Below are 24,845 nucleotides of genomic sequence, written 5' to 3'. Positions count from 1 at the left end.
CGCCCTGCCAGGGACAGCCTGTACCAGGCAGCGGGAGGAGGTGGCATGGCACGGCAGGAGCTGGCCCGCTTCCTGCGGGACCGCCGGGCGAGCCTGCGTCCGCACGAGATCGGCCTCCCGGCGACGGGCACCGCTCGCCGTACACCGGGCCTGCGCCGCGAGGAAGTGGCGGAACTCGCCCATATGTCGGTCGACTACTACACGCGGCTGGAGCAGGCCCGGGGACCGCGGCCATCGGCCCGGATCCTGGACGCGCTGGCCCAGGCGCTGCGGCTCACCCCGGCCGAGCGCAGCCACCTGTTCCGCCTGGTGGGATCGAGCGCGCCGCCCGGCATCAGCGCCGTGCGGCGGGTACGCCCGCACGTGGCCCGGATGCTGGAGCGGCTGCCGGAGGCCGGTGCCCTCGTCACTGACGCGGCGTACGGCGTCGTCGGCTGGAACCCCCTGGCCCAGGCACTGCTCGGGGGCGTCCTCGGAGACGGGACGACGAACCTGGCCCGGCGCCGCTTCCTGGGCCAGGGGCGGATACCCGAGAGCTCCAGCGCTGAGGAGTTCGGGCACATCGTCGTGGCGCGGCTGCGCCGGGCCACCGACCGTTACCCGCATGACCCGCAGCTGACCGCCCTGCTGGCCGAACTGCACGCCGGCAGCGAGGAGTTCCGGCAGATCTGGGAGACGCGTCCGGTCCACGCTCCCGGGCACCGCACCAAGACGCTCGACCACCCGCAGGCCGGCACGCTGCGGTTGAACTGCGACGTCCTGCTCGTGCCCGAGGATGACCAGGAAGTCGTCCTGATCACGGCCGACCCCGGATCGCCTGCCGCGCGGACCCTGCACAGGCTGGCCGGGCAGACGGCCTGAGGCAGCGGGAGGCCGGGCCGGACCGCTCCGGGTCCGTGCCGCCGTCGCCCCTCCGGGCGCAGTGGGCGTGCGGCGGCTCCAGCAGGGAAGGCGCGGCCGGCCGCGGCGGGCGAGACCTCGTCGGGTGGACCGGCCGGCGAGGAGCGCGGCCATTCGGCCGCGGTGGGCTCGCGCGCCGTACCGGAGGGCGGTGTCGTGGACACGGATGCGTGCCGAGGTCCGGGACACGGGCGGCATGGGCAGCATCCGGCGCTCGGCCAGGAAGAGGACAACGCATGCCCGTCTCAGGATCCATAACGGGCCGCCGGCGTGATGCCGCAGCGGGCCGCCGGTGTCACGCCGCAGCCCTCGCCGCGGCGGTGATCTGCTCGACGGTATTCAGCGGCCCGGGTCCCGCGCCGGCTGCCGCGCCGTCACCTTCGATACCCGCCCCGCAGCTGGACTGGCGGCCCTGCGCCCGGGGCAGCAGGTTCGACTGTGCGACCGCGAAGGTACCGCTGGACTACCGCAACCCCGGCCGTCGCACCATCGAGCTGGCAGTCGTCAAACGGCAGGCGACCGGCCCCGGACGACGCATCGGCACCCTGTTCTTCAACCCCGGCGGGCCCGGCGGCCCCGGGACGGTACAGATGCCGGAGCTGTACGACTTCTTCCCGCAGCGGGTACGCGAGCGGTTCGACATCGTCAGCTGGGACCCCCGCGGAGTCGGCAACAGCACCGCGGTGAACTGCTTCGGCAGCCCCGAGGAGGCAGGCGCCTGGATGTCCGGCAAACCGGCCGGCTTCCCGGCCGGCAGCCGGCAGCGGACGGCCTGGATCGCCGCGTACAAAGATCTGGCCCGGCGCTGCGAACAGCGCGACCCCCAGCTCCTGCGCCATGTGCCGACCGCCGACACCGCCCGCGATCTCGACCGGCTCCGTCAGGCGGTGGGCGACCCCCAACTCACCTACCTCGGGATCTCCTACGGCTCGTTCCTGGGCGCCACCTACGCCAACCTCTTCCCCGGCAAGGTCCGTGCCCTGGCCCTCGACAGCAATATCGACCCGCAGGCCTGGACGGACCACGCCGCGCACCGCGCCCCCCGGCTCCCGGTCTTCCTGCGCATGGGTGCGGACCTCGGCGCGGCCGCAACCCTGGACCGGTTCCTGGCCCTGTGCGGCGCCACGACCACCGACCGCTGCGCCTTCTCCGCCGGCGGCCCGAGGGCGACCCGGGACAAGTTCGACCAGCTGATGCGGCGCCTGCGGGAGCGTCCCCAGGGCACGTGGACCTACGGCCGGACCGTCGGTGACGTCGTGAACAGCCTCAAGACGGTCCACCCCGGATGGACGGACCTCGCCGGCAGGCTGCAGCAGCTCTGGCAGGGCCGCCGCCCGGAGCAGTCGCCGCCCCCGCCCGCACCGCTCCCGGCTCCGTACACGGGCGAGGAACAGGCGGCTGCCGTGCTGTGCTCCGACAGCCCCAACCCCCGTGACCCCGGCGTCTATCACGCGCTGGAGGAGGCCGCCGCCATCCGGGCGGGCGTCGCCGGACGCTTCTGGACCTGGGCTGCCGAGCCGTGCGCCACCTGGCCGGCCGAAGCCGCCAACCGCTACACCGGCCCGTGGAACCACCCCACGGCGCACACCGTCCTGGTGGTCGGCACCGCCTACGACCCCGCCACTCCCTACCGGGGCGCGCAGGCCATGGCCGAAGAGCTGGCCGACGCCCGTCTGCTCACCCTCCACGGGTACGGGCACACCGCACTGATCAACCCCAGCAGCTGCGTCCATGCCTACGAGAGCCGTTACTTCATCGACGGCACCCTCCCGCCGGCCGGAACAACCTGCCCACAGGACACGCCGCCCTTCCGCACGCCCGTGCCGCAGGGCGGCGTAGCCACCGGCGGGGGCGCGATGGCCCGCCTCGTCTCCTGAATCCGGGGCCGGGCGACTGCGGTTCACTCCGGGTGGAGCCGGTCAGGCCTCGGGGTGGGATGCTGCCCAGCCGTGTTCGAGCAGGGCGAAGGCTTCTTCGGCGGCGCGGCGCGGGTCGGGGTGGCGCCGGATGAGGCCACGGGCTTCCAGCGCGAAGCGGGCCAGGGCGGCGCAGGCGACATCGCCTTCGGGGACGCCGGCCTCCTCGGCGATGGCCCGCGCCACGGCGTCTTCGTGGCGCATCCACATGCGGTGGGCGCAGTCGCGCAGCGCCGGGGTGTCGTCCACCATGCGCAAGAACGCCGCGAACCGGGGGTCCGCGGCGGGCGCCTGCGCCAGCAGGACGTGCTCGCGCAGCGCCTGCGGGATCGACCGGCCGGGAGCGCGTTCCCGTACGGCGGCGACGAGTGCCGCCTCGATGTCGTCGTCCTGGTCGAAGACCAGCGCTTCCTTGCTGGGGAAGTGTTTGAACAGGGTGGTCACCGAGACATCGGCGGCGTCGGCGACGTCCTTGACGCCGACCTGGTCGTAGCCGCGGTCGAGGAAGAGCCGGAGTGCGGCATCGGCGAGCGACTGACGGGTTCGGGCCTTCTTGCGCTCACGGCGCCCGGTCGGTTCGGTCACGGATCCACCGTATCCCGAAGTGCACCCACTATGAAAGTTTACTCATTGCGCTTATTTGGTGAGTGTGTTTTCCGGGGTGTGCCGGCTCTCCCGGCCTCCGCCGCCCTACGGCGGCCACCTCATCCCCCGGCGGCCTCCTGGGCACGCCCCGCCGCATCCGCGGGACGGAGGCGGCCGGGGAGCGGGGCCGAAAGCGCGGTCAGCCGGCCTGGTCGCCGCGGGCCGCGTTCTTCTCCTTGATGCGCGCGGCTTCCTTGCGGACCTCGGCCTGGGTGGCGCGCTCCTGCTGCAGCCACTGGGGGCTCTCCGTCTTCAGCGCGTCGATCTGCTCCGTGGTGAGGGCCTCGGTGACCCCGCCACGTGCCAGGCCCGAGATGGAGATGCCCAGCTTCGCCGCCACCACCGGCCGGGGGTGCGGGCCGTTGCGCCGCAGCTCCTGCAGCCACTGGGGCGGATCGGCCTGCAGCGCGTTCAATTCGGTGCGCGAGACGACACCCTCCTGGAACTCGGCGGGGGTGGCCTCGAGGTACACACCCAGCTTCTTGGCCGCGGTTGCGGGCTTCATCGTCTGGGTGGTCTGGTGCGACGTCATGTGTCAAGGGTATCGATCGTGTGCGCTACCTCCGACCACGACCGGTAGCCTGGCGCAGTGACTGACTCGGAAGCATCCCCTTCGTTCCGGCTCGCGTACGTCCCGGGGGTGACGCCCTCGAAGTGGGTGCGGATCTGGAACGAGCGGCTGCCCGACGTCCCCCTGGCCCTTGTCCCGGTGTCCGCCGCAGAAGCCTTCGACGTCCTGCGGAGCGGCGGCGCCGACGCGGGTTTTGTGCGGTTGCCGGTCGACCGGCCGGATCTCAGCGCGATCCCGCTCTACACCGAGACGACGGTGGTCGTGGCCCCGAAGGACCACCTCGTGACGGCGGTCGACGAGGTGTCGACGGAGGATCTGGCCGACGAGATCGTGCTCCATCCGCTCGATGACACCCTCGGCTGGGAGCCGCGTCCGGGACGGCCCGCGAACGAGCGCCCCGCCACGACGGCGGACGCCGTCGAACTGGTCGCGGCAGGGGTGGGGCTGCTCGTCGTCCCGCAGTCCCTCGCCCGTCTGCACCACCGCAAGGACCTCACGTACCGGCCGGTCGCGGACGCCCCCGCGTCCCGCGTCGCGCTGTCGTGGCCGCAGGACGCGACCACGGACCTGGTGGAGGACTTCATCGGGATCGTCCGCGGGCGGACCGTCAACAGCTCACGCGGGCGCCGCCCGGAGCCGGCCCCGGCACAGCCGAAGGGCAAGCGTCCCGACAAGGGCGGCGCGCGGCGGAAGCCCGCGGCCGGCAAGCCGGGCAAGCCGGCCGGCAAGAGCCCCCGGAGCGGTTCCGGAGGCGCCGGGGGCGGTGGCAAACGGGGCAAGCCCCGCCGTAGGTCGTAACGCCCGGCCGGGGCGCTCCCCGCGGCCGCAATCGGCACGGCGGAATGGCCGCCCCGGGGCAGGGGCGGCATGCGCTGCCGCGCTTCAGGCGTGCTGCGGAACCTCGTCCTTCATGGACGACCTGATCTGTTCCCGCAGCTGCGGGCTGTCCTCGTGGCCGTGGACGGATACTGCGTGCTCGCTGGCGGCGCGGACCACTTCCTCCTCCTCGCCGGAGATGACGAGGGTGCAGTTCATCTCGCTCGGGTAGTCCCGGCAGTCGACCTTCTTGCGCATGGTGCACCTCCTCCTGCCATTGTCGGCCGGTGCGCCCGGCCGCCGTATACGGCGAATCCCGTATGGCGCGCGGGGCGGCCGTCCTGCTCCAGTGGGAGAGGACGAGGAGGTGAGCGCGATGACGGCCTCCGCCGATGTCACACCCGGCGCCACGGTGGACGAGGACCGGGTACAGCGCTTCCTGGAGAAGGTGATCAGCGACAGCGGTGCCGCGGCCGCCGGTCTGTGCACCTCGCTCGGCGACCGTCTCGGCCTGTACCCGGCCATGGCCGGCGCCGGTCCGCTCACCTCCGCAGAGCTCGCCGCCCGCACCGGGCTGGTCGAGCGCTATGTCCGCGAATGGCTGGCCGCCCAGGTCGCCGGCGAGTACGTCAGCTATGCGCCCGGCACCGACACCTATCTGCTGCCCGATGAGCACGCCGCCGTCCTGGCGGACCCGGAGCTGCCGACGTACGCGGCGGGCTTCTCGACACTGCTGCAGGCCCTCTACGCCACCGAGGACATCCTCATGGAGGCCTTCCGCACCGGCGAGGGCGTCGGCTGGGAGGAGCACGGCCCGGCGCTGTTCACCGGCGCCGCGAAGTTCTTCCGCCCCGGCTACGCGGCCGCGCTGGTTCCCCAGTGGCTGACCGCGCTGGACGGCGTGGTGGAGAAACTGGAGCGCGGTGCCCGCGTCGCGGACGTCGGGTGCGGCTACGGCTACTCCACGACGCTGATGGCGCAGGCCTTCCCCAGCTCGCACTTCGAGGGCTTCGACTTCCACCGGCCGTCCGTCGAAGCGGCCCGCGGCATCGCGGCCGGGCAGGGACTGGACGACCGGGTCAGCTTCGAGGTCGCCACCGCCCAGGACTTCCCGGGCGAGGACTTCGACCTGATCACATTCTTCGACTGTCTGCACGACACCGGTGATCCGGGCGGCGCGCTGCACCACGCCGAGGAGGCACTGGCCGACGACGGAACCTGCATGATCGTCGAGCCGAACACCTCGGGCAACGCCCAGGAGAACGCCAACCCCGTCGGCCGGACGCTGACCGCCACCTCGGTGGCCGTCTGCCTGCCGTCCGCGCTGGCCCAGCACGGTCCGCAGGCACTGGGAAACCACGCGGGTGAGGAGGCGATGCGGCAGATCGCCGACGAGGCCGGATTCCACCACTGGCGACTCGCCGCCGAAAGCCCCGTCAACCGCGTCTATGCCGTCGGGCGCTGAGCGCCTGACGCGCCCGGCCGGTCTTCCCCCGGCCGGCCGGGTGGCCCTCGCTTGACGGGCCCCTGCCCCCTCGGCACGCTGGAGACATGAGCGCGGCCGCGGAGGCCGGCCTGCGACGCATTCTCGCCGTCGTGGACCTTCTGATCGATGCCGTCGACGAGGAGCCCCTTGTTCCGGCCCTGCTGCCGCTGCTGCTCGGCGCCGTTCCCGGCGACAGCATCATCTGGTCCCCCCGCGCCGGCACCGCCGACCGGCCGCTCACCCTGCCCGCCGGCCTGCTGACCGAGGACGTACGGGACGCGTTCGCCCGGGAGTCGGCGGCCGACTCCCTCGTCACCCACACCACCCTCGGTCCGGGCACCCCGATGCGCCGCTCGACGCTCCAGACCCGCAGCGAATTCCATGCCCTCGCCGCCTACGCCGACGTCTACCACCCGTTGGACGCCGAGCAGCAGCTCGCGATGTCGTTCCCCGCGGGGTACGCCGCCGGGGTACCCCGGAAGGTGTGCGTCGCGATCAGCCGCAGCGGCAGCGACTTCTCCGACGCCGATGTGGCGGCCGCCGGCCTGCTGCGCACCCGGCTCAGCCGCGTCCTCAACCGGCTCGCCCCGCCGCCGACGCCCCCGCACTCCCCCGTCACCCGCCGCGAGTCGGCCGTACTCGCCCTGCTCGCCCGCGGTCTGACGAATCAGCAGATCGCCCGCCGGCTGGCGATCAGCCCGCGCACCGTCGACAAGCATCTGGAGCACGCCTACGCAAAACTGCAGGTGGGCGGACGGGTCGAGGCGGCGAACGCATGGCTGTCCGGCAGCCCGACGGCGGCACGGCTCGCGCCGTAGGTCCCGGCGCGCGTCCGTTCAGCGGGGCAGGGAGCGGGGCCGGTAGGTGACCTTGTCGTGGCGGACGCGGGTGACCTCGACGGTCAGATGGCGGTCCGGGCCGAGGGGGAAGTGCGCCGTGCAGTGCACTTCCGCGTACGGCACGGCCCGCAGGTCGCCGGAGCAGTGCACCGCGTCCGGCCCGCTGCGGAAGGGCAGGGTGAGCCGGCCGCTGATCGTTCTGGCGATCTCGGCGCGCGGCACGGTGTGGGTGCCGTCGTCGACCTCGCTGGTGGCATCGCGGTCACGCAGATGGACGGCGGTGAGCGCGAGCACCCCCGCCATGGCGAGGGCCGTGACGAGACCGGTGACCAGGCCGCGCCGTGCCGGATGCCCGGTCACCGCCGTCGGCTCCCGGTGCCGTGGGAGCGCCGGCGGCGGGTGAGGGCTCCCCGGCCGGCCGCGGCGAGCAGCAGCACACCGGCCGCGGTGGTGACCGTGTGGCCGGCGCCGGCCGCGCCGCCGAGGCCGGTGTCCGCGCCGCCCCGGGGCACCACCTCGTCGGACCCGCCGGAGACGATCATGGTGCCGGTCAGGGTCTTCCGGCCGTCGCCGGCTTCCTTTCCGCGTTCTTCGCCACGTCCGCCACCACGTCCGCCACCACGTCCGCCACCACGTCCGCCACCGTGGACGTCGCCGTGGTCGTCGCCGTCCTCCGTGCCGTGTGCCGCGCCGTGTTCCTCGTCGTCCGCCCGGCCGGTGTCCAGTGCGCTCTGCCGGGCTCCGGCCGCGCCGCCGCAGATGAGGGTGACCCGGTAGGCACCGGGCGCGGTGCCCTCCGGCACGATCGCGGTGCCACCGATCTGGGTGCTCTGGGCGGACAGCCGCATCGCGGGGATGTCCGTGTCGTCGACGGTGGCCTCCGCGGTGTCCCCCGGGCAGCTGCCGCCGTCGGAGACGGAGAACGCGCCGCCCGGTGCCACCGGGTCGGGCTGGACGACCACCGCGTTCGCGGTGTCCGGGGCGGGGTCGGCCGCGGCAACGGAGTCGGTCACCGTCCCGTTGACGGCCCCGGCAGCGGCCCCCGCACCGTCGTCGCCGCCGAAGAGCGTGACGGACACCGCCAGGGCGCCGGCCGCCAGCGCGTACAGAGGAATGTGGCTTATGTGCATAACCCGAGAGAAGCGCCCGGCCCGGCGGTACGCACCTCGATGGTCTGCCACACCCGGGGCCAACTGCCGGGCAAGGCCCCGGCAGCCGCCTCTTTCCGCAGGTCACACGGGTTCGCACGCCCCGGACGGCGGAACGGGCGGGATGGGCTTTCCGGGTGGTGCGGCCAGGCGGTTCCCGGCACGTGCACCTCACACCGCGCCAGGAGGCATCGTTGCCGGATGCCCCCCACCTGGAAGGTCGGGGCCCTCGCCGGGGCGGGCGGGCTCCCTCGCCCGGCAGATCCCGTGCGCGGTGCCGGTCACGCTCGCCGTCCAGGCCGCGCTCACCTGCCGGCGGCCGCGGCACGCGGCACGTCCCGGCGGACGGCGCACCGTGACCGGGCGCCGCGTCACGCCTCCAGCTGAAGGTCCCATGTGCCGGACCGGCCGGTGAGAGTGGTCACCGACAGCGGCCGGACGTCTATCCGCCAGAACGAATGCGGCGGCGCCTGGAGCGCATAGACCAGCGCGGCGCGGACGACGCCGGGCTCGGCGACCGCGAGCAGTCCGCCGGCATCCTCGACCGGCCGGGTGTCCAGCCAGCCGCCGATCCGGATGATGAACGCGAGCAGGGACTCCCCGCCGTGCGGTGCGGAGCGCGGGTCGGCGAGCCAGGCATCGACCGCGCGCGGTTCTTCGGCGGCGACCTCGCCCAGCGTGCGGCCCTGCCAGCGCCCCATGTCACAGTCGCGCAGCGCCGGTTGGGGCAGCGGGCGCAGCCCGAGGACCTCGCCGGTGTCCCGGCAGCGCGGGGACGGCGAGCAGTAGCGCAGCTCGGCGGCGGCGAGCCGGCACAGGACGGGCGCGGCCCGCTCTGCCTCGTACCATCCGGTGGCGTCGAGCGGGCGGTCGTCACCGAACCGGGTTCCGAGCAGCGAGGAGCCACGGCCGGCGGCGAGCAGCTTGAGTCGGACGCTCATGCGCCGATGGTATGAGCAGCAGCGCCCCGGCCGCCCCGGTTGATCAGATCTCGACAGGACCCGGATCGACCAGCCCGAGGGTCATCCACTGCTCCGGGGACACCAGGGACCGGAAGCCGACCTTCTCGTACACACCGTGCGCGTCCTTGGTGGCGAGGGTCAGCCGGCTCAGCCCGCTCGGCGCCAGATGGTCGGCGACGGCCTCGACCAGAGCGGTGCCCAGGCCCTTGCCGCGGTCGTCGCGGCAGATGTAGACATCGCAGAGCCAGGCGAAGGTGGCGTGGTCGGTGACCACCCGGGCGTATCCGGCCTGGCGGCCGGAACCGGACCGGTACAGACCGAAGTTGAGCGAGCCCGCGACGGCGCGGTCGTGCAGCTCCCGGGGCCGGTCCACGGCCCAGTAGGAGTCGGTGGACAGCCAGTGGTGGACCAGGCCGGCGTCCAGGCGCGCCGGGTCGGTGGAGATCTCGTAGCCGTCGAGGGCGTGATCGTTCATGCCGGGAGGTTCGCAGAAGGGCGGGGGCGGCGTCGACCCGATGAGCGGCGCGGGCGGACCGGCGGCCCGCCCCCTCGCGACGGCCGGCCCGTGCGTCACGGCCCCCGCCCGGCCCGTCAGCCCGCCGGAACCCCCAGCTCCGCGCACGCCGTACGGAGCCTGCGGACCCCCTCCGTGATCTCGTCGGGGCCGGCCGCGGCCGCGAAGCTCAGCCGCAGATGCGCGGCCGGCGGCTCGGCGGCGAAGTACGGCCGGCCGGCCGCGACCGCGACGCCCGCCCGCAGTGCCGCACCGGTCAGCGCCGCGTCGTCGGTGCCGTCCGGCAGCCGCAGCCAGAGGTGGTAGCCGCCCGACGGGACGTACAGGCCGCCCGGCGCGGGGGCCTGGCCGTACCCCGCCCCCCGCTCGGCGAGTGCGGGCAGCTGCTGGTGCAGGGCTGCGGTCAGGGCATTGCGGCGGGCGGTCAACTCGCCGGAGATCAGCCGCAGATGGCGGGTCCAGGCGGGCGATCCGACGAGTTCCAGGGCGGTTTCCTGGAGCGGGCCCGGCACGAAGAAACTGTCGACGACCTGGATGGCGCGCAGCCGGTCGAGCACCGGACCGTGGGCGGCCAGGGCGCCCACCCGCAGGTTGGGGGAGGTGGCCTTGGTGAGCGAGCGGACATGGACGACCGTGCCGTCCCGGTCGTCCGCGATCAGGGTCGGCGGCAGCGCGGGGGCATCGCCGTGGACCAGCAACCGCGCGAAGTCGTCCTCGATCACGAAGGCGCCGGCCGCGCGGGCCACCCGCAGCACCTCGCGCCGCCGTCCGTCGGCCAGCACGGCGCCGGTCGGGTTCTGGAACAGCGGCTGGCAGACGAACAGCCGCGCGCCGCTGGCACGGAAGGCATCGGCGAGCAGATCCGTACGGACCCCGTCCGCATCCACCGGTACGGGGACCGGCCGCAGTCCGGAGGCACGGGCAACGGCCAGCATGCCCGGGTAGGTGGGGGACTCGACGAGGACCGGGGCGCCGGGGGCGGCGAGGGCGCGCAGTGCGGCGGTCAGCGCGCTCTGGCCGCCCCCGGTGATCAGTACGTCGCTGGCGGCGAGCGGGCCGCCGGGTCCGGCGATCTCCCGTGCGAACCAGGCGCGCAGCTCCGGCACGCCCGCGACCGTGGGCCGGGCCCAGGCGCCCGGCCGCCGTCCGGCCCGTGCCAGTGCGGCGGCGAGGGCGCGTTCGGGCTGCAGATCGGGGTGCAGATAGCCGCCGGTGAGTTCGATGACGCCGGGGGCCGGGGTGGCGAGCGTGGCCAGCACACCCGAGGCGTCGACGCTGCGTGGCACCTGGTCGCCGGCCGGCTCGGCGCTCAGCGCGATCTCCTGCCAGGAGGTGTCGATCGGCCGGGGCTCCTCGCGGTGCGGCTCGGCGCGGAAGGCCCCGGCACCGGGCCGGGTCACGACCAGGCCCTCCGCCGCCAGCTCGGCGAGCGCCCGGGAGACGGTCACCGGGCTGACGCGATGCCGCTCCACGAGGACCCGGCTTGAGGGCAGCTTCTCTCCCGGAGAGTAGCGGTTCAGCTCCGTACGGAGGATCGCGGCCAGCTCGGCACCACTGCTACGCTCTTGCATGAGAGACAACGATAGCGCTACTACCTCGGTCGCGATAGCGGTCAGCACCCCGGGAGCCCCGGCCGCCCCGGCCCGGAGCACCCCGGAGACCGCCGCCCCCGCCCGCAGCGCGCTCGTCAGCCGGGGCGCCCTGCTCGCCGCACTCGGCGTCGCCGCCTTCTCGCTCACCTTCCCCGCGACCGCCTGGGCCCTGGAGGGGATGGGCCCCTGGACGGTGGTGATGCTGCGCAGCGTGCTGGCCACCGCGCTGGCCGGCGGCGCGCTGGCCGTGTTCCGGGTGCCCCTCCCGGAGCGGCGCCACTGGCTGGGCATCGCGGTGGTCGCGGGCGGTGTGGTCCTCGGCTTCCCGCTGCTGACCACCCTCGCGCTGCAGACCTCCACCACCTCGCACGCGGCCGTCGTCGTCGGCCTGCTGCCGCTGACCACCGCCGCCTTCTCGGCCGTACGGACCGGCGCCCGGCCCTCCCGCACGTTCTGGGTCGCCTCGCTGGTCGGCGCCGTCGTCGTCATCGCCTTCGCGGTGCAGCAGAGCGGCGGGGCGCCGGGCCGCGGGGATCTGCTGCTGTTCGCGTCGCTGCTGGTGTGCGCGGCCGGCTACACCGAGGGCGGCCGGCTCGCCCGCCATATGCCGGGCTGGCAGGTGATCGGCTGGGCGCTGGTGCTGGCGCTTCCGGTGACGGTGGCGGGCGCGGCGGTCGCGCTGTCCGCGGAGCCGCTGCGGCTCACCGTGCACGCGGTCGCCGGGCTGCTGTGGCTGGCGATCGGCTCGCAGTTCTTCGGGATGGTCGTCTGGTACCGCGGAATGGCCGCGATCGGCATCTCCAAGGCGAGTCAGCTGCAGCTCGCCCAGCCGCTGCTGACCCTGGTGTGGTCCGTGCTGCTGCTCGGCGAGCGGCTGCCGCCGGCCGCTCCCGCGGCGGCGCTGGCCGTTCTGGCGTGCATCGCGGTCACCCAGCGGACCCGTGGATGAGCCGGCCGGGCCGTCGGAGCGGGATGAAACTGCACTTACCGGGCGCTGTCGCGGCCCGCGGACGTAAACTTGCCGCGACGGCAGGAACCGCCGTCCGGGTCACCCGAGGCCCGTGAACCGTGAAAATCGTTGGCCGTTCAACCGTCGGCCGCCGTACTGGCCGGCCTACCGGTCGTACGGCCGCCCCGAGGCGGGGAGGACCCTGATGCATGCAAACAGGGGCGACCGGCTGGTGGTGCACGGCAGGACCGTGGGGCATCACGACCGGGTCGTCGAAATAGTCGAAGTCATGGGAACGAACGGCGATCCGCCCTACCGCGTCCGCGCCGAGGACGGGCACGAGGCGATCATGTCGCCGGGCCCCGACTGCGTCGTCCGGCAGGGCAAGGTCACCGACGTCGACCCCGGCCGGTAGGCACCGGCCGGCCGGCGGGCCCGGCCCCGGCCGGTAGCGGAAAGCCTTCGGCGCAACACCGCCCCGGTCCGCGTGGACCCTTCCGGCGTCCGCGCGGGCCGCGCTATGTCCGCGCCGCGCCGTCGTAGTGGTCGCGCACGATCCGCGCCAGGGCGCCCACCCGGTCCTTGGCCACCTCCTTCGCCGAGAAGTAGACATGGCCGCCCACCTGCGGATAGCCGCGGGCGAAGGTGAGATGGCGGGAGAGTTCGGCCGGGTCCTTCCAGGCGGCCGGCTGGGCGTCACCCGCCTTGTACAGGGCCTCGCCGATGTAGAGGTCCACTCCGGTGCCGTCGACGGTCCGCGCCCACCAGGGCACCAGTTCGGCGTAGTCGGCGGCGGGGAATCCGAGGGGCCAGTAGACCTGCGGCACGATGTAGTCGATCCACCCCTCGCGCACCCAGCGTCGGGTGTCGGCGTACAGATCGTCGTAGGCCTGCACCCCGGCCTGGGTACGGGAGCCCTGCTGATCGGTGGTGCGGTTGCGCCAGACCGCGAAGGGGCTGACACCGAACCGCACCCGGCGCCCGGCCCGTCCGCTCCCGTCATGGAGCCTGGCCGCCATCTCGTACACCAGCCGGTCGATGTTGTCCCGGCGCCAGGCCGCCCGGCTCTCGAAGCCGCTGCCGTACTCCTCGAACGCCGCATCGTCGTCGAAGCGCTGCCCCGCGACCGGGTACGGATAGAAGTAGTCGTCGAAGTGCACCCCGTCGACCGGGTAGCGCTGCACCGCGTCGGACATCGCGTCCTGGACGAAGCCCCGGACCTCCGGCAGCCCGGGGTTGTAGTAGAGCTTGCCGCCGTACGGGAGGACCCAGCCGGGATGCCGCCGGGCGGGGTGGTCCGGTGTGAGCCGTCCGGGGTCGGTGTGGTTGGCGACCCGGTACGGGTTGCACCAGGCGTGCAGTTCGAGATTGCGCCGGTGGGCCTCGCGGACCGCGAAGTCGAGCGGGTCCCAGCCCGGATCGCGGCCCTGCTGCCCGGTCAGGCACTGCGCCCATGGCTCGTACGGGGAGGGCCACAGGGCATCCGCGGTGGGCCGCACCTGAAAGAACACCGTGTTGAGCTTGCGGGCGACGGCCGTGTCGAAGTGGGCGCGCAGTTCGCGCTGTTGCTCGGCGGGCGGGAGCTTCGCGCTGGAGGGCCAGTCCAGGTTGGCGACGGTCGCCAGCCACATGCCGCGCATCTCGCGCCGCGCCACACCGTCCGCGGGCGCCGCCCCCGTGGTGAACAGAGCGGACGCGGCGCCCAGCGTGGCCACGGCAAACCCTCTGCGGGTGATACGTCTCATCAAAAATCCCCAGGTTGTCCGGTTCGTCCCGTACGGAGGGCCCAGAATGCCTGCCCCGGCGGCCTTGGCGCAGCACCGCGCGGAGTAACGTCGGGGCCGAGGCGGGTGCCGGACCCTTACGGCGTACCGCCGGTCCTGAAGATCAGCGAAAGGCACGAGGTGACGGACACTTTCACCGACATTGCACGCGTCGGAGTGGTCGGTTGCGGCCAGATGGGCGCAGGCATCGCCGAGGTGTGCGCCCGCGCCGGACTGGACGTCATGGTCGCCGAGACCACCGGCGAAGCTCTGGAGCTGGGTCGCACCCGTTTGACCAACTCTCTCGGCAAGGCCGCCGAGCGCGGCAAGATCACTGCTGAGGAGCGCGACGCGACGCTCGACCGGCTCAGCTTCACCACCGACCTCGGGGAGTTCGCCGACCGCGATCTCGTCATCGAGGCCGTGGTGGAGAACGAGCAGATCAAGACGGAGATCTTCCAGGTCCTCGACCAGGTGATCACCCGTCCGGACGCCATCTTGGCGTCCAACACCTCGTCGATCCCGCTGGTGAAGCTGGCGGTCGCCACCTCCCGCCCGGACCAGGTCATCGGGATCCACTTCTTCAACCCGGCTCCGGTGCAGAAGCTCGTCGAACTGATCCCGGCCCTGACCACCGGCGAGGAGACCATCAAGCGCGCCGAGGCGCTGGTGCAGGACGTGCTGGACAAGCATGCGATCCGCGCCCAGGACCGCTCGGGCTTCGTCGTCAACGCCCTGCTCATCCCGTATCTGCTCTCCGCGATCCGGATGTTCGAGTCGGGCATCGCCAGCCGCGAGGACATCGACAACGGCATGGAGCTGGGCTGCGCCCACCCGATGGGCCCGCTCAAGCTGACCGATCTGATCGGCCTGGACACCGTGGCCTCGGTCGCCGCCTCCATGTACGAGGAGTACAAGGAGCCCCTGTACGCCGCTCCCCCGCTGCTCGCGCGCATGGTGGACGCGGGCCGGCTGGGCCGGAAGTCGGGGTCGGGGTTCTACGCTTACTAGCACGTCTGGCGATGCCGCCAACTGGCGCTGCTCCAGGGTGAATTCATCCGGAGCAGCGCAGCAGCAGGCCTGCAGGCGGGTGGACTCCCGCGAAGCCCGCCAGGTCCTCAGCCGCGCATGGCCGCCTGGCCAATGTGGACTGCACAAGACACAGTCCGGTGAGTGCCATCGACCCACAGCAAACTGTCCTGACCTGGGACTTTGCGCCTTTCGGAGCTGTCGGGGCCTTTCCCGCTTACTCAGCGCAAAATCCCTGGAAAGTCCCTGGGACAGAGCTGAAAGTCCCTGAAAAATCCCTGTCCACCGGCTGTCCACCGGCGCACCTCGGCGCTCACCCCGTAGTGACCACCTTCCGGCATGAACAGCCCCGCAACGCGGAGGCGTTGAAGGGCGTGCTGGGCCCGAACGGCACCGTGAACCTGGAGGACTCCGCCTTCCTCCACACCCTCGACGCCCGTCTCGCCCAGCCCTTCCTGGAGGGCTACGTCAGCGCCATGCAGGTCGTCTTCCTCACCGGCGCGGCCGTCACCCTGATCGCCGTCGTCATCGCCGCCTGGCGCGTACCGAACCTCAGTCTCACGGACGACTGAGCCCCGGCGCGGACGATCCGGATTCCTCCCCGGCGGGCGGCTGCCGCCTCAGACCTTTCTGGGCCGGGGGGCGATCTCCCGCAGCACGTCCATCACCGCTCGGGCGCGGGCGGTCTGGGTCATCCCGCCGACAGAGGCGATCCTGACTTCGAGCGGGGGGCCGGCGTCCAGGAGCTCAAGTTCCGCGATCTCACCGCCGCTGTAGGTCCGACTGGTCGCCGGCCGTTGGTTGAGCACGGAGTATCCGAGTCCCCGGGACACCAGGGAACGCACTGTCTCGTAGCTCTGGGTGCGGTAGCGGATATCGGGCGCGGTGCCGGTGGCTGCCACCAGTGAGCGGAAGTAGTCGCGGCTGTGGGGGAGATCCAGCAGGACGAGCGGTTCCGTGGACAGTTCGGTCAGCCTCACACTGCCCTGGCCGGCCAGCGGGTGATCGGCCGCGACGATGACGTAGGCCGGGGCGCGGGCGATCGTCTCGCTCCGCAGTTCCGGTTCGGCCGACAGACCGAGGTCGTAGGTGAGGGCGAAGTCGATGCGTCCCGCCGCCAGGGCGTGGACGAGCTGGTCCGTCTCCGCCTCCACCACCTCGATCTCGATGCCCGGATGACGTCTGGTGCACTCACTGAACAGGGGCGGCAGATAGTGGGGGGCCAGGGTCACGAAACAGCCGACGGCCACCGGCCCGGAGATGGTTTCACCGTCTCCCCGGGCCTCCCGCTCGACCTCACGGGCGCGGGCCAGCAGATCCCTTGCCTGCTGTTGGAGCCGCTCCCCGGCGGGTGTCAGGGCCAGCCTCCGCCCCCGTCGGCGGATGAACAGCTGCACCTGCAGTTCCCGCTCCAGGTTGTGGATGGCCGTGGACACGGCGGATTGCGCGATGTGAAGCTCCAGCGACGCCTCCGTCATCGAACCGCGCTCGGCGGCGACCAGGAAATAACGGAGCTGAACGAGGGTGAAACCCAACGGTGACGTCATACGAGACCCCTGCGCCTGGTGAACCGTGTCCGTGGTTAACCCTATGCGGCGGCTACCCCTGCGCCGAGGGTACGTCCGAGACGTCCTCGGGGCGCAGCAGCGCGGAACCAGCGGTCTCCTTCAGGGACAGGGCGGCTATCAGGCCGCCCAGGGCGAACACCATCAGGTACGGGCCGGGCACCAGAGTGCTTCCCGTCGCCGAGATGAGCACGGTCATCACATAGGGCACGGTGCCGGCGAACAGCGCTGCGGTGACGTTGTAGGCGATGGACAGGCCGCTCTGACGCGTGCGGGTGGGGAAGATCTCAGCCGACCACACCGCGTATGTGCCGAGGATCGCCGCCAGGATCACGCCGAGCAGCAGACCGGCGATCCAGGTTCCGACGACCCCGGTCCGCATCAGCAGGAAGGCCGGTGTGGAGACGACCAGCAGGGTCGCCGTCGCCCCGATGAACACCGGCTTGCGTCCCACCCGGTCGGACAGCGCGCCGAACAGCGGCACGAGCACCAGCCCCAGCAGGGAGATGACGGTGGACAGCAGGGCCGCGCTGTCGGCCGAGTGGCCCAGATGGTCGGTCTCGTAGGTGACCAGGTAGGTCAGGACCGCGTAGAAGGGGACATGCATGGCCGCCATCAGGCCCGCCGCCTGGAGCAGTTGCCGCTTGTGGGAGCGGAGCAGCTCCCGGGCGGGGCTGCGCGGGACAGCGTTGTTGGCTTCGAGGGTCCGGTACTCCGGGGTGTCCTCGATCTTGCTGCGGATGATGAAACCGATGACGCCGAGCGGCGCGGCGATGAGGAAGGGGATACGCCAGCCCCAGGAGGTGAGCTGGTGGTCGTCGAGCCCGGTGGACAGCAGCAGGAAGGCGAGCGAGCCTGCCAGGAAGCCGAGCAGGGAGCCGACCTCCAGCCAGCTCACACCGAATCCGCGACGGCGTCGCGGCGCGCTCTCGGCGAGGAAGCTGGCCGCGCTGCCGAACTCGCCGCCCGCGGCGAAGCCCTGGATCAGGCGCAGCACCACCAGGAGCACCGGGGCTGTGATCCCGATCGTCGCGTAGCCGGGCAGCAGGCCGATCGCCAGGGTCGCGCCGGACATCATGAAGATGACCAGCGACAGGGTGCGCTTGCGGCCGACCCTGTCGCCGAGCGGCCCGAACACCAGGGCCCCGATCGGTCGGATGCCGAACGAGACGGCGAACACTCCGAACACCGCGAGCAGTCCGCTGGTGCTGTCCCCGGAAGGGAAGAACACGGTCGCGACGGTACCAGCGAGATAGGCGTAGGCAGCCCAGTCGAACCAGTGCACGAACACGCCGACGGCTCCTGCGGCAACGCTCCTACGCAGTGCGACCACGTCGGTGGGCACCTCGACCTCAGTCGTCGTGGCGCCGCTGTTAATGGTGGGCATACGCACCTCCTTGCGGGACGGGTGAAGAAGCTGGGGTTGTGCTGCCTGTGCCGCCGGTACCGTGCCCTTGGGGCGCGGGCCGGCCGGTCAGAGAGGCAGGGCTGGTGAGTTCGTGGAGTTCCGCCTCGGTCAGCAACTCCCGCTCGCGTATCAGGTCGAGCGCGGGCCTGCCGGTGTGGTGTGCCTCCAGCGCGATGGCGCAGGCGGTCTCGTAGCCGAGTGCCGGGCTGAGCGCGGTGACCAGGCCGGTGGAGGCGGCGACGGTCTGCGCGAGCCGGTGCCGGTCGGCGGTGATGCCCCGCACGCAGTGTTCGGTGAGGACTCCGATCCCCGCGGTGAGGTGGTCGAGGCCGGCGCTCAGGCTCCGGTAGATGACCGGCTCGAAGGCATTGAGCTGGAGCTGGCCGCCCTCGGCGGCGAGGGTGACGGTCACATCGTTGCCGATGACCTCGAACGCGATCTGGTTGACCGCCTCGGGAATCACCGGATTGACCTTGCCGGGCATGATGGACGATCCGGCCTGGCGCGCGGGAAGGGTGATCTCGCCGAGTCCGGCCTGCGGTCCCGAGGACAGCAGACGCAGGTCGTTGCAGATTTTGGACAGTTTCACGGCGATGCGCTTGAGCACGCCGGACAGCTGGACGAAGACGCCGACGTCCTGGGTGGCCTCGATGAGGTCAGGCGACGACACGAGCGTCGGTATCCCCGTCAACCGGCGCAGGTGCTCCATGGCGCGCTCCCGGTAACCCGGGCGGGCGTTGAGCCCGGTGCCGATCGCCGTGCCGCCGAGGTTGAGTTCGTGCAGCAGCAGCCTGGCCTCGGCGAGCCGCTGCTGATCCTCGGCGAGGGTGACCGCGAACGCCCCGAACTCCTGGCCCAGCGTCATGGGTACGGCGTCCTGCAACTGGGTGCGGCCCATCTTCAGTACGTCGGCGAACTCGGCGGCCTTGGCCGCGAATGCCTCGCGCAGGCAGACCAGGGCGGCGAGCAGTTCGGCAATGTGCGCGTCCAGCGCCAGTTTCACCGCGGTCGGATAGACATCGTTGGTGCTCTGTCCGAGGTTGACGTGGTCGAGGGGATGCAGGACGGAGTACTCCCCTGAGGGCCGTCCGAGCAGTTCCAGGGCCCGGTTGGCGATCACCTCGTTGGCGTTCATGTTGGTCGAGGTGCCCGCGCCGCCCTGGATGAGGTCGACCACGAACTGGTCCCGCAGCGCGCCGTCACGGATCTCGGCGCAGGCATCGGCGATGGCCGACGCGATTGCCGGGTCGAGGGCGCCGACCTCGGCGTTGGCGCGGGCCGCGGCGTTCTTCACCGCCGCCAGGGCGCTGATCAGGTGCGGCCGGGCGGCGAGGGTCTCCCCGGTGAGGGGGAAGTTGACCACCGCCCGGACGGTGTGCGCCCCGTAGTAGGCGTCCGCCGGGACGTCAACGTCACCGAGCATGTCGTGTTCCGTCCGGTACCTCTTGTCCGCCGGGGCGGTCTGCTGGGGGCCGGGGGTCAGGGGCATCGGGGTCCTCCGGGTCATCGGTGTCCTCCAGGGCGTCGGGGATCGAGGGGGCCGGTGAACGACCCGCTCAGACGGGTTCCGGCAGCGCAGGGAACGCCGGGCAGGCGCGCCCCGGACGCCGCGACCGTCGGGCTCGGGTGCGTCCACGCCCGGTCGAGTACGCCGGCCGTCACCGCGCGACCGGCCCGGGGCCGTGGCCACACGGAGCCGTCGTCATCCGTGTGGCCACGGCGGCGACCGCCCACGTCACGTCGCCGCTCCCTCGGCCGACGCGCTTCGGTCCACACCGGTCCAGGCCAGCGCGACCGCTCCGTCGAGCAGGGCCCGCTGCGCCGGCCCGCCGACGCAGTGGGCGGCGAACTCGTGCTGGTGGTTGGTGGCGGGCAGGGAACCGATGCCGATGTAGGGGTGGATGGCCGGCACCACCTGCGAGACGTTGCCCATGTCGGTGGAAGCGCGGTTCATCCGTGCGGCTTGGCCGGGCGGCGCGAACTTCCGGCCCAGAACAACGGCGTTCGTGCGGTAGTACCCGAGAGCGGTCTCGTCCGTGCGGAACTCCGCGTACGGTTTGCTCTCCGGTTCGATCTCCAGCTCGCAGCCGGTCGCGAGGGCGCCCGCCTCGAAGGCCCGGACTACGCGTGGCTCCAGCTCGGCCAGTTCGGCGAGCGTCTCGGCCCTGACGTACCAGCGTCCGGTCGAACGCTCCGGGATGGCGTTCGGCGCGTCCCCGGCGTGTGTCACCACGCCGTGCACCCTGGCCGAGGCCGGCAGTTGCTGGCGCAGCAGTCCGATGGCGACCTGGGCCACGGTGAAGGCGTCGGCCGCGTTGATCCCGGCCTCCGGGTAGGCGGCGGCGTGCGCGGACTTCCCGGTGTAGGAGATTGTGGAGTGGCTGACCGCGAACGGGCGGGCCTCGGCGACGTCGACCGGCGCCGGGTGCACCATCATCGCGAGGTCGACCCCGGCGAACGCTCCGCGGTCGAGCATCTCGATCTTGCCGCCGCCGCCCTCCTCGGCCGGGGTGCCGTAGACCTCCACGGTGAGGCCGGCGTCGTCGGCGACGGCGGCCAGGCCGAGCGCGGCGCCGACCGAACCGGCCGCGATGAGGTTGTGCCCGCACGCGTGGCCGAGGCCGGGCAGCGCGTCGTACTCGGCGCACAACGCGATCCGTACGGGCCCGCTGCCGAACCGGGCGTGGAAGGCGGTGTCCAGGCCCAGGTAGGACGAGGTGACATCGAATCCGGCGCGGTCCAGCAGCTCGGGTACGGCGGCGGCGGCCCGGTGTTCCTCCCAGGCGGTCTCCGGGTCGGCGTGCAGCCGCTCGGAAAGGCCGATCAGTTCCTCGGCATGACGGTCGACCGCCTGCCGGGCCGCCTCCTTCAGCGCGCCCCTCACAGGTCGCCCGGGACGCCGTACGAGGGGGCGGAGGCGGGGTCGAGTCCGCGCCGCACATAGTCGTCCCGCTGTGGCAGCCAGACGTCGACGAGTTCGCCGAGCCGGTCCACGGGATCCGCGGCCCAGTCCACCCGCAGGTCGGTCACCCGCCAGCCGACGTCCGCGACGACCGCCAGGCCCGCGGAGTGCACCGGCCCTTCCTCGCCGCCGGCCGCGACAGCCGCCTTCAGGGCGGTGAGCAGACGTTCTTCGAGCTCCCCGGTGGCGGCAGACCAGGCATCGAGGAGAACGCCGGGAATGTGCTCGCCGGACAGCATGTTGCCGGCCGCCACCGCGCCGTCCGCGGTGGCCGCGGCGTACTTGCCCAGCGTCCCCGGGCCGCTGTGGGCGAAGCCCCGCCCGGAGCGGCCCAGCACGGTCAGCTGACGGTAGGCGATGGTCTGCGCGTTCCGCGCCGCGCCGACGACATCGGCCAGGGCGCGTTCCGCGTCGCCGTGGTCCGCCAGCCCCTCCAGCAGGCTTGTGCCGAGCGTGGGGTCGGTGATGTTCTGCGAAGCCGCCGCGCCGACCCCGGGCCGCAGATGGGCGACCCGGGCGGCGACCGCCGGACTCGACGAGCTGACCACGATGCCGAAGCGCTCGCCGTCGCGGACCACCAGGGAGATCGTCATGCTTGCTCCCCCCGGGGGATCACGGCGATCGCGTCGATCTCGCACAGCCACTCCGGGCGGGCCAGGGCCGACACCACCAGGCCGGTGGAGATCGGGTGGACGCCCTTGGTCCAGCGGCCCACGGTGCGGTACACCGCCTCGCGGTATCGCGGGTCGATCAGATAGATGGTCAGCTTGACCAGGTGCTCCATCCGGCTGCCCGCCTCTTCGAGCAGTATCTTGATGTTCGCCATGGCCTGCTCGGCCTGCGCCTCGGCGTCGCCGATGCCCACCGACTCGCTGGTGTCCAGGTCCTGGCCGATCTGGCCCCGGACGTACACCGTGTCGCCGGCGACGACGGCCTGGCAGAGGTCGTTGTCGAGGCTCTGCTCGGGATAGGTGTCGCGCGTGTTGAACGGGCGGATCCGGGTGTGCCCGCCGGCGACGATCGGGGCCTTCACCTGGCGGCCTTCGTTAGTGGAGGTCATCATCTGCTCCTCAGCTCTTCTGGGGCGCCGGCGCGGCGTCGGGCCGGCCGGTGGTGTCGTACGCGAGGTAGCCTCGCTGGGTCGTGAGGTGATCGGCGATGTACCTGGCGTCGTGCCAGACACCCCAGATGAAGCTCGATCCGCGGCGGGACAGCCAGGGCAGGCCCAGGAAGTAGACGCCGGGCTCGCTGGACACGCCTCGGCGCTGGTCCGGCCGGCCGTTGTCGTCGAACGCGTCGACCTCAAGCCAGCTGTAATCGGCGGCGAAGCCCGTTGCCCAGACGATCGAGGTGACGCCGGCCGCGGCCAGGTCGAGCTCCAGCCGAGGGTCGGTCACGCACTCCGGGTCCGGCCCGAGGACGTGGGCCTCCGGCTCCTGGGGGAGGTCGAGACCATTGCGCTCGACGTACGCGTCCGCCGCCTGGAGGAGCGCCAGGTACTTGGCGTCGCCGAGCGCGATGTTCGTGGCGAGATCCGGCGCGAAGTGCAGTACGCCGTCGTCGTAGGACGAGGTCAGGCCGACGAGCTCGATGCTGGTGTCGGCCAGGGCCCGGAAGTCCACGGTGTGGCCGCCGCGGGCGCCGCTGACCGCGATGGTGACATGTTCGGCGCCCCGGGGAGGCGTCTCCGCGTCCCAGAACCCGAGCACACCGAGCCACCAGCAGAAGTCACGTCCGCGGTACGTGCGGGGAGGACGGTCGTGCGGGCCGACGGAGAGGAGGACCCGGCGACCGGACCGGCACAGCTCGTCGGCGATCTGGACCCCCGACGAGCCGGCCCCGACCACGAGGACCGCGCCCTCGGGCAGCTGCTCCGGGTTGCGGTACCCGCTGGAGTGGATCTGCACGGGGACGGCGCCGTCCGGGACGATGGGCGGGATCACGGGCCGCTGGAACGGTCCGGTCGCGGCCACGACGAAGCGTGCATCGATGGAGCCTTCCGACGTCTCCACCCGGAAGCCGGGCCGACCGGCGCGCTTTCGCACCGACGTCACCTCGACTCCGCACCGAACCGGGGCACCGGCCTTCTCGGCGTACGCGACGAAGTAGTCCGCGACCTGCTCCTTCGAGGCGAAGGCGTCGGGGGCGACGTCGGAGAACTCCAGCCCCGGGAACCGGTCGTGCCACGCGGGCCCGTTCGCAACCAGGGAGTCCCACCGCTCCGAACGCCACCGCTCGGCGATACGGTGCCGCTCCAGGACGATGTGTGGTATGCCATGGGCTCCCAGGTGTTCGCTCATCGCCACGCCGGCCTGGCCCGCCCCGACGACGACTACTTCGGTCACTTCACTCGGCATTTCAGCCTCCACTCGGCGGTAGGCCACTCTGGTGTCGCGTTGACTGTGCTACCGCACGAGACATACTTGGGCGCGCCCGAAATCCTGTCCAACAGATGTTTCCGTTGCGGACGATCTGATCTATAGATTTGGCGCCCCCGTCCGGCTCCAGGGCGGTACGGATGATCTCCAGCCAGAATCTGGTTCTGCGCGGCGCGCAGGTGCAGGTGGCGCTACGCGCGTGCGCGGGCGCGTGCGGGCGTGGACGCGTGCGGCGCGGACGTCGCCCTCGGCCCTCGCGCGCCGGCGGTGGCGCGGTTCCAGTTCGGCGCCCGGGGTTCTTGGTGTGGAGGGCCGAGGCGTGAGAATCGCCTCGGCTAATCGGCCGCCTGAGCCAAACCCACCAGGCGGGCGCGGCCCATGTACCCGACCTCTGGTCCGAGGAACTGGTCGCGGAGAACGGTGCCGTCCGGAGCGCTGGGTGCGACACGAAGTCGCAGTGCGCCGTGAGGCGCTGAAAACCGTAGGAGGTGCAAGACCTCCTCGCTGAGCTGTCGCAGCAGCCCAGCAGGAGCTGAGCGCAGTCGTGCGACGTGAGGTCGCGTGATGTGAGTGATCGCAGCGGTTGAGGGATCGGAGGAGGTGATGTTCGACGTTGCGATCGGGCGAGTGTCCAGACGCTCTCCCCGCCGCGGCATGCGACCTGGGTAACCGGGTGGTGTGAAGCCCGCGGAAGGGCCCAAGGACTCCTGTGCCATCCAGGAGTTACCGGCTGGGGAAGACCGGACGGGTGAACGTGCAGTGAATTTCCGTATGCGTCGTTATCAGCACCTTCGGGAGATGGATTGTGGGACCGGAGTACAGGATTGGCCGTTGAGAAGCGGCAGGTGGCGACTGGTGAGGCTGTGCCGGTCGCGTGGACACCACCATCCCGGCGTAAAGGAAGCACCCACCCCGGTCGGATCTCCACCACGCGGAACACGGAAACCCCATCAGAGTCCCGACGCAGACAGCGGCGGGTAGGCCGACCGTGAGGAAGGTGAATCCCCTGGTGGGAACAGGAAAGCCCAAGAAGCCAACGCCGGTGCGCCGAAAGGCGACGGGAAACCGACGCGCCAGGACTGCTTCCCTCAGCGGTCGCGTCGGCCAACCGGCCGGATACGGGCATCGTGCCCGGCTCGAAAGAGAGCTGACGTGGGCTTGGTGAGTCTGCGATAGATCAACGATGCAAGACGCTGGAACGGAAAGGAAACGTTGGACACGGTGGAAGACTGCGAAACGGCTTCGGCCCGACCGGAGCCTGCTGCGGTGAACGGACCTGAAGATGTTCCCTTCGGGTGGGATGCCGTCAACTGGCGTTCAGTCGAGCGGGACATACAGCGGTTAAGGCAAAGGATCTTCGCGGCGGAAAAGGCTGGGGACCGCAAGAAGGTCCGCAGTCTGC

At 72.0% G+C, this 24,845-nt stretch carries 26 protein-coding genes; 10 read left to right on the top strand and 16 right to left on the bottom strand.

Annotated elements, in window-relative coordinates; all coding sequences use genetic code 11:
- The first annotated feature begins 45 nt into the window (after window positions 1–45).
- Together ACWGJY_RS31725 and ACWGJY_RS31720 are read left to right on the top strand one after the other, a co-directional pair.
- Window positions 46–861, top strand: a complete 816-nt coding sequence (locus ACWGJY_RS31725; RefSeq protein ID WP_453264317.1) for a helix-turn-helix transcriptional regulator — start codon at window positions 46–48, stop codon at window positions 859–861.
- Window positions 862–1,136: 275 nt separating this feature from the next.
- Window positions 1,137–2,777, top strand: a complete 1,641-nt coding sequence (locus ACWGJY_RS31720) for an alpha/beta hydrolase (RefSeq protein ID WP_453264316.1) — start codon at window positions 1,137–1,139, stop codon at window positions 2,775–2,777.
- 42 nt (window positions 2,778–2,819) lie between these two features.
- Here ACWGJY_RS31720 and ACWGJY_RS31715 read toward each other — a convergent pair whose 3' ends face one another.
- Window positions 2,820–3,401, bottom strand: a complete 582-nt coding sequence (locus tag ACWGJY_RS31715; protein ID WP_453264315.1) for a TetR/AcrR family transcriptional regulator — start codon at window positions 3,399–3,401, stop codon at window positions 2,820–2,822.
- A gap of 199 nt (window positions 3,402–3,600) precedes the next feature.
- A complete protein-coding gene (locus ACWGJY_RS31710) occupies window positions 3,601–3,993 on the bottom strand; it encodes a DUF5997 family protein (RefSeq protein WP_453264314.1) in 393 nt (130 codons plus the stop codon).
- Between the two features lie 57 nt (window positions 3,994–4,050).
- Between ACWGJY_RS31710 and ACWGJY_RS31705 the strand changes: the two genes are divergently transcribed.
- Window positions 4,051–4,830 (top strand): LysR family substrate-binding domain-containing protein, encoded by a 780-nt coding sequence (locus ACWGJY_RS31705; RefSeq protein ID WP_453264313.1) that lies wholly within the window; start codon window positions 4,051–4,053, stop codon window positions 4,828–4,830.
- A gap of 84 nt (window positions 4,831–4,914) precedes the next feature.
- Here the strand turns inward: ACWGJY_RS31705 and ACWGJY_RS31700 are convergent, their stop codons facing one another.
- Window positions 4,915–5,106 (bottom strand): DUF1059 domain-containing protein, encoded by a 192-nt coding sequence (locus ACWGJY_RS31700; protein ID WP_453264312.1) that lies wholly within the window; start codon window positions 5,104–5,106, stop codon window positions 4,915–4,917.
- Between the two features lie 118 nt (window positions 5,107–5,224).
- Between ACWGJY_RS31700 and ACWGJY_RS31695 the strand changes: the two genes are divergently transcribed.
- Entirely contained in the window at window positions 5,225–6,313 is a 1,089-nt protein-coding gene (locus ACWGJY_RS31695; protein ID WP_453264335.1) for a class I SAM-dependent methyltransferase, read from the top strand.
- An 86-nt stretch (window positions 6,314–6,399) separates the two neighbouring features.
- A complete protein-coding gene (locus tag ACWGJY_RS31690; RefSeq protein ID WP_453264311.1) occupies window positions 6,400–7,152 on the top strand; it encodes a response regulator transcription factor in 753 nt (250 codons plus the stop codon).
- Window positions 7,153–7,170: 18 nt separating this feature from the next.
- On the opposite strand, the gene ACWGJY_RS31685 is transcribed toward ACWGJY_RS31690, so the two are convergent.
- The 5 genes from ACWGJY_RS31685 to ACWGJY_RS31665 form a co-directional block, all read right to left on the bottom strand.
- Window positions 7,171–7,533 (bottom strand): DUF4333 domain-containing protein, encoded by a 363-nt coding sequence (locus ACWGJY_RS31685; RefSeq protein ID WP_453264310.1) that lies wholly within the window; start codon window positions 7,531–7,533, stop codon window positions 7,171–7,173.
- Window positions 7,530–8,303, bottom strand: coding sequence for a hypothetical protein (locus ACWGJY_RS31680; protein ID WP_453264309.1), 774 nt, complete (start codon window positions 8,301–8,303; stop codon window positions 7,530–7,532). The genes ACWGJY_RS31685 and ACWGJY_RS31680 overlap by 4 nt, the downstream gene beginning before the upstream one ends.
- 389 nt (window positions 8,304–8,692) lie before the next feature.
- Window positions 8,693–9,262 carry a histidine phosphatase family protein gene (locus tag ACWGJY_RS31675; RefSeq protein WP_453264308.1) on the bottom strand — a complete coding sequence of 190 codons (570 nt, stop codon included), beginning with the start codon at window positions 9,260–9,262 and terminating at the stop codon, window positions 8,693–8,695.
- A 43-nt stretch (window positions 9,263–9,305) separates the two neighbouring features.
- The gene (locus tag ACWGJY_RS31670; protein ID WP_453264307.1) at window positions 9,306–9,758 is read right to left on the bottom strand and encodes a GNAT family N-acetyltransferase; all 453 of its coding nucleotides are present in this window, start codon (window positions 9,756–9,758) and stop codon (window positions 9,306–9,308) included.
- A gap of 116 nt (window positions 9,759–9,874) precedes the next feature.
- Entirely contained in the window at window positions 9,875–11,368 is a 1,494-nt protein-coding gene (locus tag ACWGJY_RS31665) for an aminotransferase-like domain-containing protein (RefSeq protein ID WP_453264306.1), read from the bottom strand.
- Between ACWGJY_RS31665 and ACWGJY_RS31660 the strand changes: the two genes are divergently transcribed.
- Together ACWGJY_RS31660 and ACWGJY_RS31655 are read left to right on the top strand one after the other, a co-directional pair.
- Window positions 11,367–12,338, top strand: a complete 972-nt coding sequence (locus ACWGJY_RS31660; RefSeq protein WP_453264305.1) for a DMT family transporter — start codon at window positions 11,367–11,369, stop codon at window positions 12,336–12,338. The two genes, ACWGJY_RS31665 and ACWGJY_RS31660, sit on opposite strands and share 2 nt — an antisense overlap.
- Before the next feature lie 205 nt (window positions 12,339–12,543).
- Window positions 12,544–12,753 carry a DUF1918 domain-containing protein gene (locus ACWGJY_RS31655; protein ID WP_453264304.1) on the top strand — a complete coding sequence of 70 codons (210 nt, stop codon included), beginning with the start codon at window positions 12,544–12,546 and terminating at the stop codon, window positions 12,751–12,753.
- A gap of 103 nt (window positions 12,754–12,856) precedes the next feature.
- Here ACWGJY_RS31655 and ACWGJY_RS31650 read toward each other — a convergent pair whose 3' ends face one another.
- Complete coding sequence (locus ACWGJY_RS31650; protein WP_453264303.1) at window positions 12,857–14,083, bottom strand: glycoside hydrolase family 10 protein; 1,227 nt, start codon at window positions 14,081–14,083, stop codon at window positions 12,857–12,859.
- A gap of 159 nt (window positions 14,084–14,242) precedes the next feature.
- Here ACWGJY_RS31650 and ACWGJY_RS31645 point away from each other — a divergent pair, with 159 nt between their 5' ends.
- Complete coding sequence (locus ACWGJY_RS31645) at window positions 14,243–15,112, top strand: 3-hydroxybutyryl-CoA dehydrogenase (RefSeq protein ID WP_453264302.1); 870 nt, start codon at window positions 14,243–14,245, stop codon at window positions 15,110–15,112.
- A 341-nt stretch (window positions 15,113–15,453) separates the two neighbouring features.
- Window positions 15,454–15,702: a hypothetical protein gene (locus ACWGJY_RS31640; RefSeq protein WP_453264301.1), complete on the top strand. Its 249-nt coding sequence runs from the start codon at window positions 15,454–15,456 to the stop codon at window positions 15,700–15,702.
- Between the two features lie 48 nt (window positions 15,703–15,750).
- On the opposite strand, the gene ACWGJY_RS31635 is transcribed toward ACWGJY_RS31640, so the two are convergent.
- The 7 genes from ACWGJY_RS31635 to ACWGJY_RS31605 form a co-directional block, all read right to left on the bottom strand.
- On the bottom strand, window positions 15,751–16,677 hold the full coding sequence (locus tag ACWGJY_RS31635) for a LysR substrate-binding domain-containing protein (protein ID WP_453264300.1): 927 nt from the start codon (window positions 16,675–16,677) through the stop codon (window positions 15,751–15,753).
- A 52-nt stretch (window positions 16,678–16,729) separates the two neighbouring features.
- Complete coding sequence (locus ACWGJY_RS31630; protein WP_453264299.1) at window positions 16,730–18,082, bottom strand: MFS transporter; 1,353 nt, start codon at window positions 18,080–18,082, stop codon at window positions 16,730–16,732.
- Complete coding sequence (locus tag ACWGJY_RS31625; protein WP_453264334.1) at window positions 18,069–19,592, bottom strand: aspartate ammonia-lyase; 1,524 nt, start codon at window positions 19,590–19,592, stop codon at window positions 18,069–18,071. Before ACWGJY_RS31625 ends, ACWGJY_RS31630 begins: the two co-directional genes overlap by 14 nt.
- Window positions 19,593–19,838: 246 nt before the next feature.
- Window positions 19,839–20,987, bottom strand: coding sequence for a M20 family metallopeptidase (locus ACWGJY_RS31620; protein WP_453264298.1), 1,149 nt, complete (start codon window positions 20,985–20,987; stop codon window positions 19,839–19,841).
- Complete coding sequence (locus ACWGJY_RS31615) at window positions 20,984–21,658, bottom strand: DUF1028 domain-containing protein (RefSeq protein ID WP_453264297.1); 675 nt, start codon at window positions 21,656–21,658, stop codon at window positions 20,984–20,986. Before ACWGJY_RS31615 ends, ACWGJY_RS31620 begins: the two co-directional genes overlap by 4 nt.
- Window positions 21,655–22,128, bottom strand: coding sequence for a RidA family protein (locus tag ACWGJY_RS31610; RefSeq protein ID WP_453264296.1), 474 nt, complete (start codon window positions 22,126–22,128; stop codon window positions 21,655–21,657). The genes ACWGJY_RS31615 and ACWGJY_RS31610 overlap by 4 nt, the downstream gene beginning before the upstream one ends.
- A gap of 7 nt (window positions 22,129–22,135) precedes the next feature.
- Window positions 22,136–23,422: a flavin-containing monooxygenase gene (locus ACWGJY_RS31605; protein ID WP_453264295.1), complete on the bottom strand. Its 1,287-nt coding sequence runs from the start codon at window positions 23,420–23,422 to the stop codon at window positions 22,136–22,138.
- Window positions 23,423–24,664: 1,242 nt separating this feature from the next.
- Between ACWGJY_RS31605 and ACWGJY_RS31600 the strand changes: the two genes are divergently transcribed.
- Window positions 24,665–24,845, top strand: a 181-nt coding sequence (locus ACWGJY_RS31600; RefSeq protein WP_453264333.1) for a reverse transcriptase N-terminal domain-containing protein, incomplete at its 3' end; no start/stop codon positions are given.

It is taken from the genome of Streptomyces sp. NPDC054765, assembly GCF_053612065.1.
This window is presented reverse-complemented; position numbering and strand designations above follow the sequence as displayed.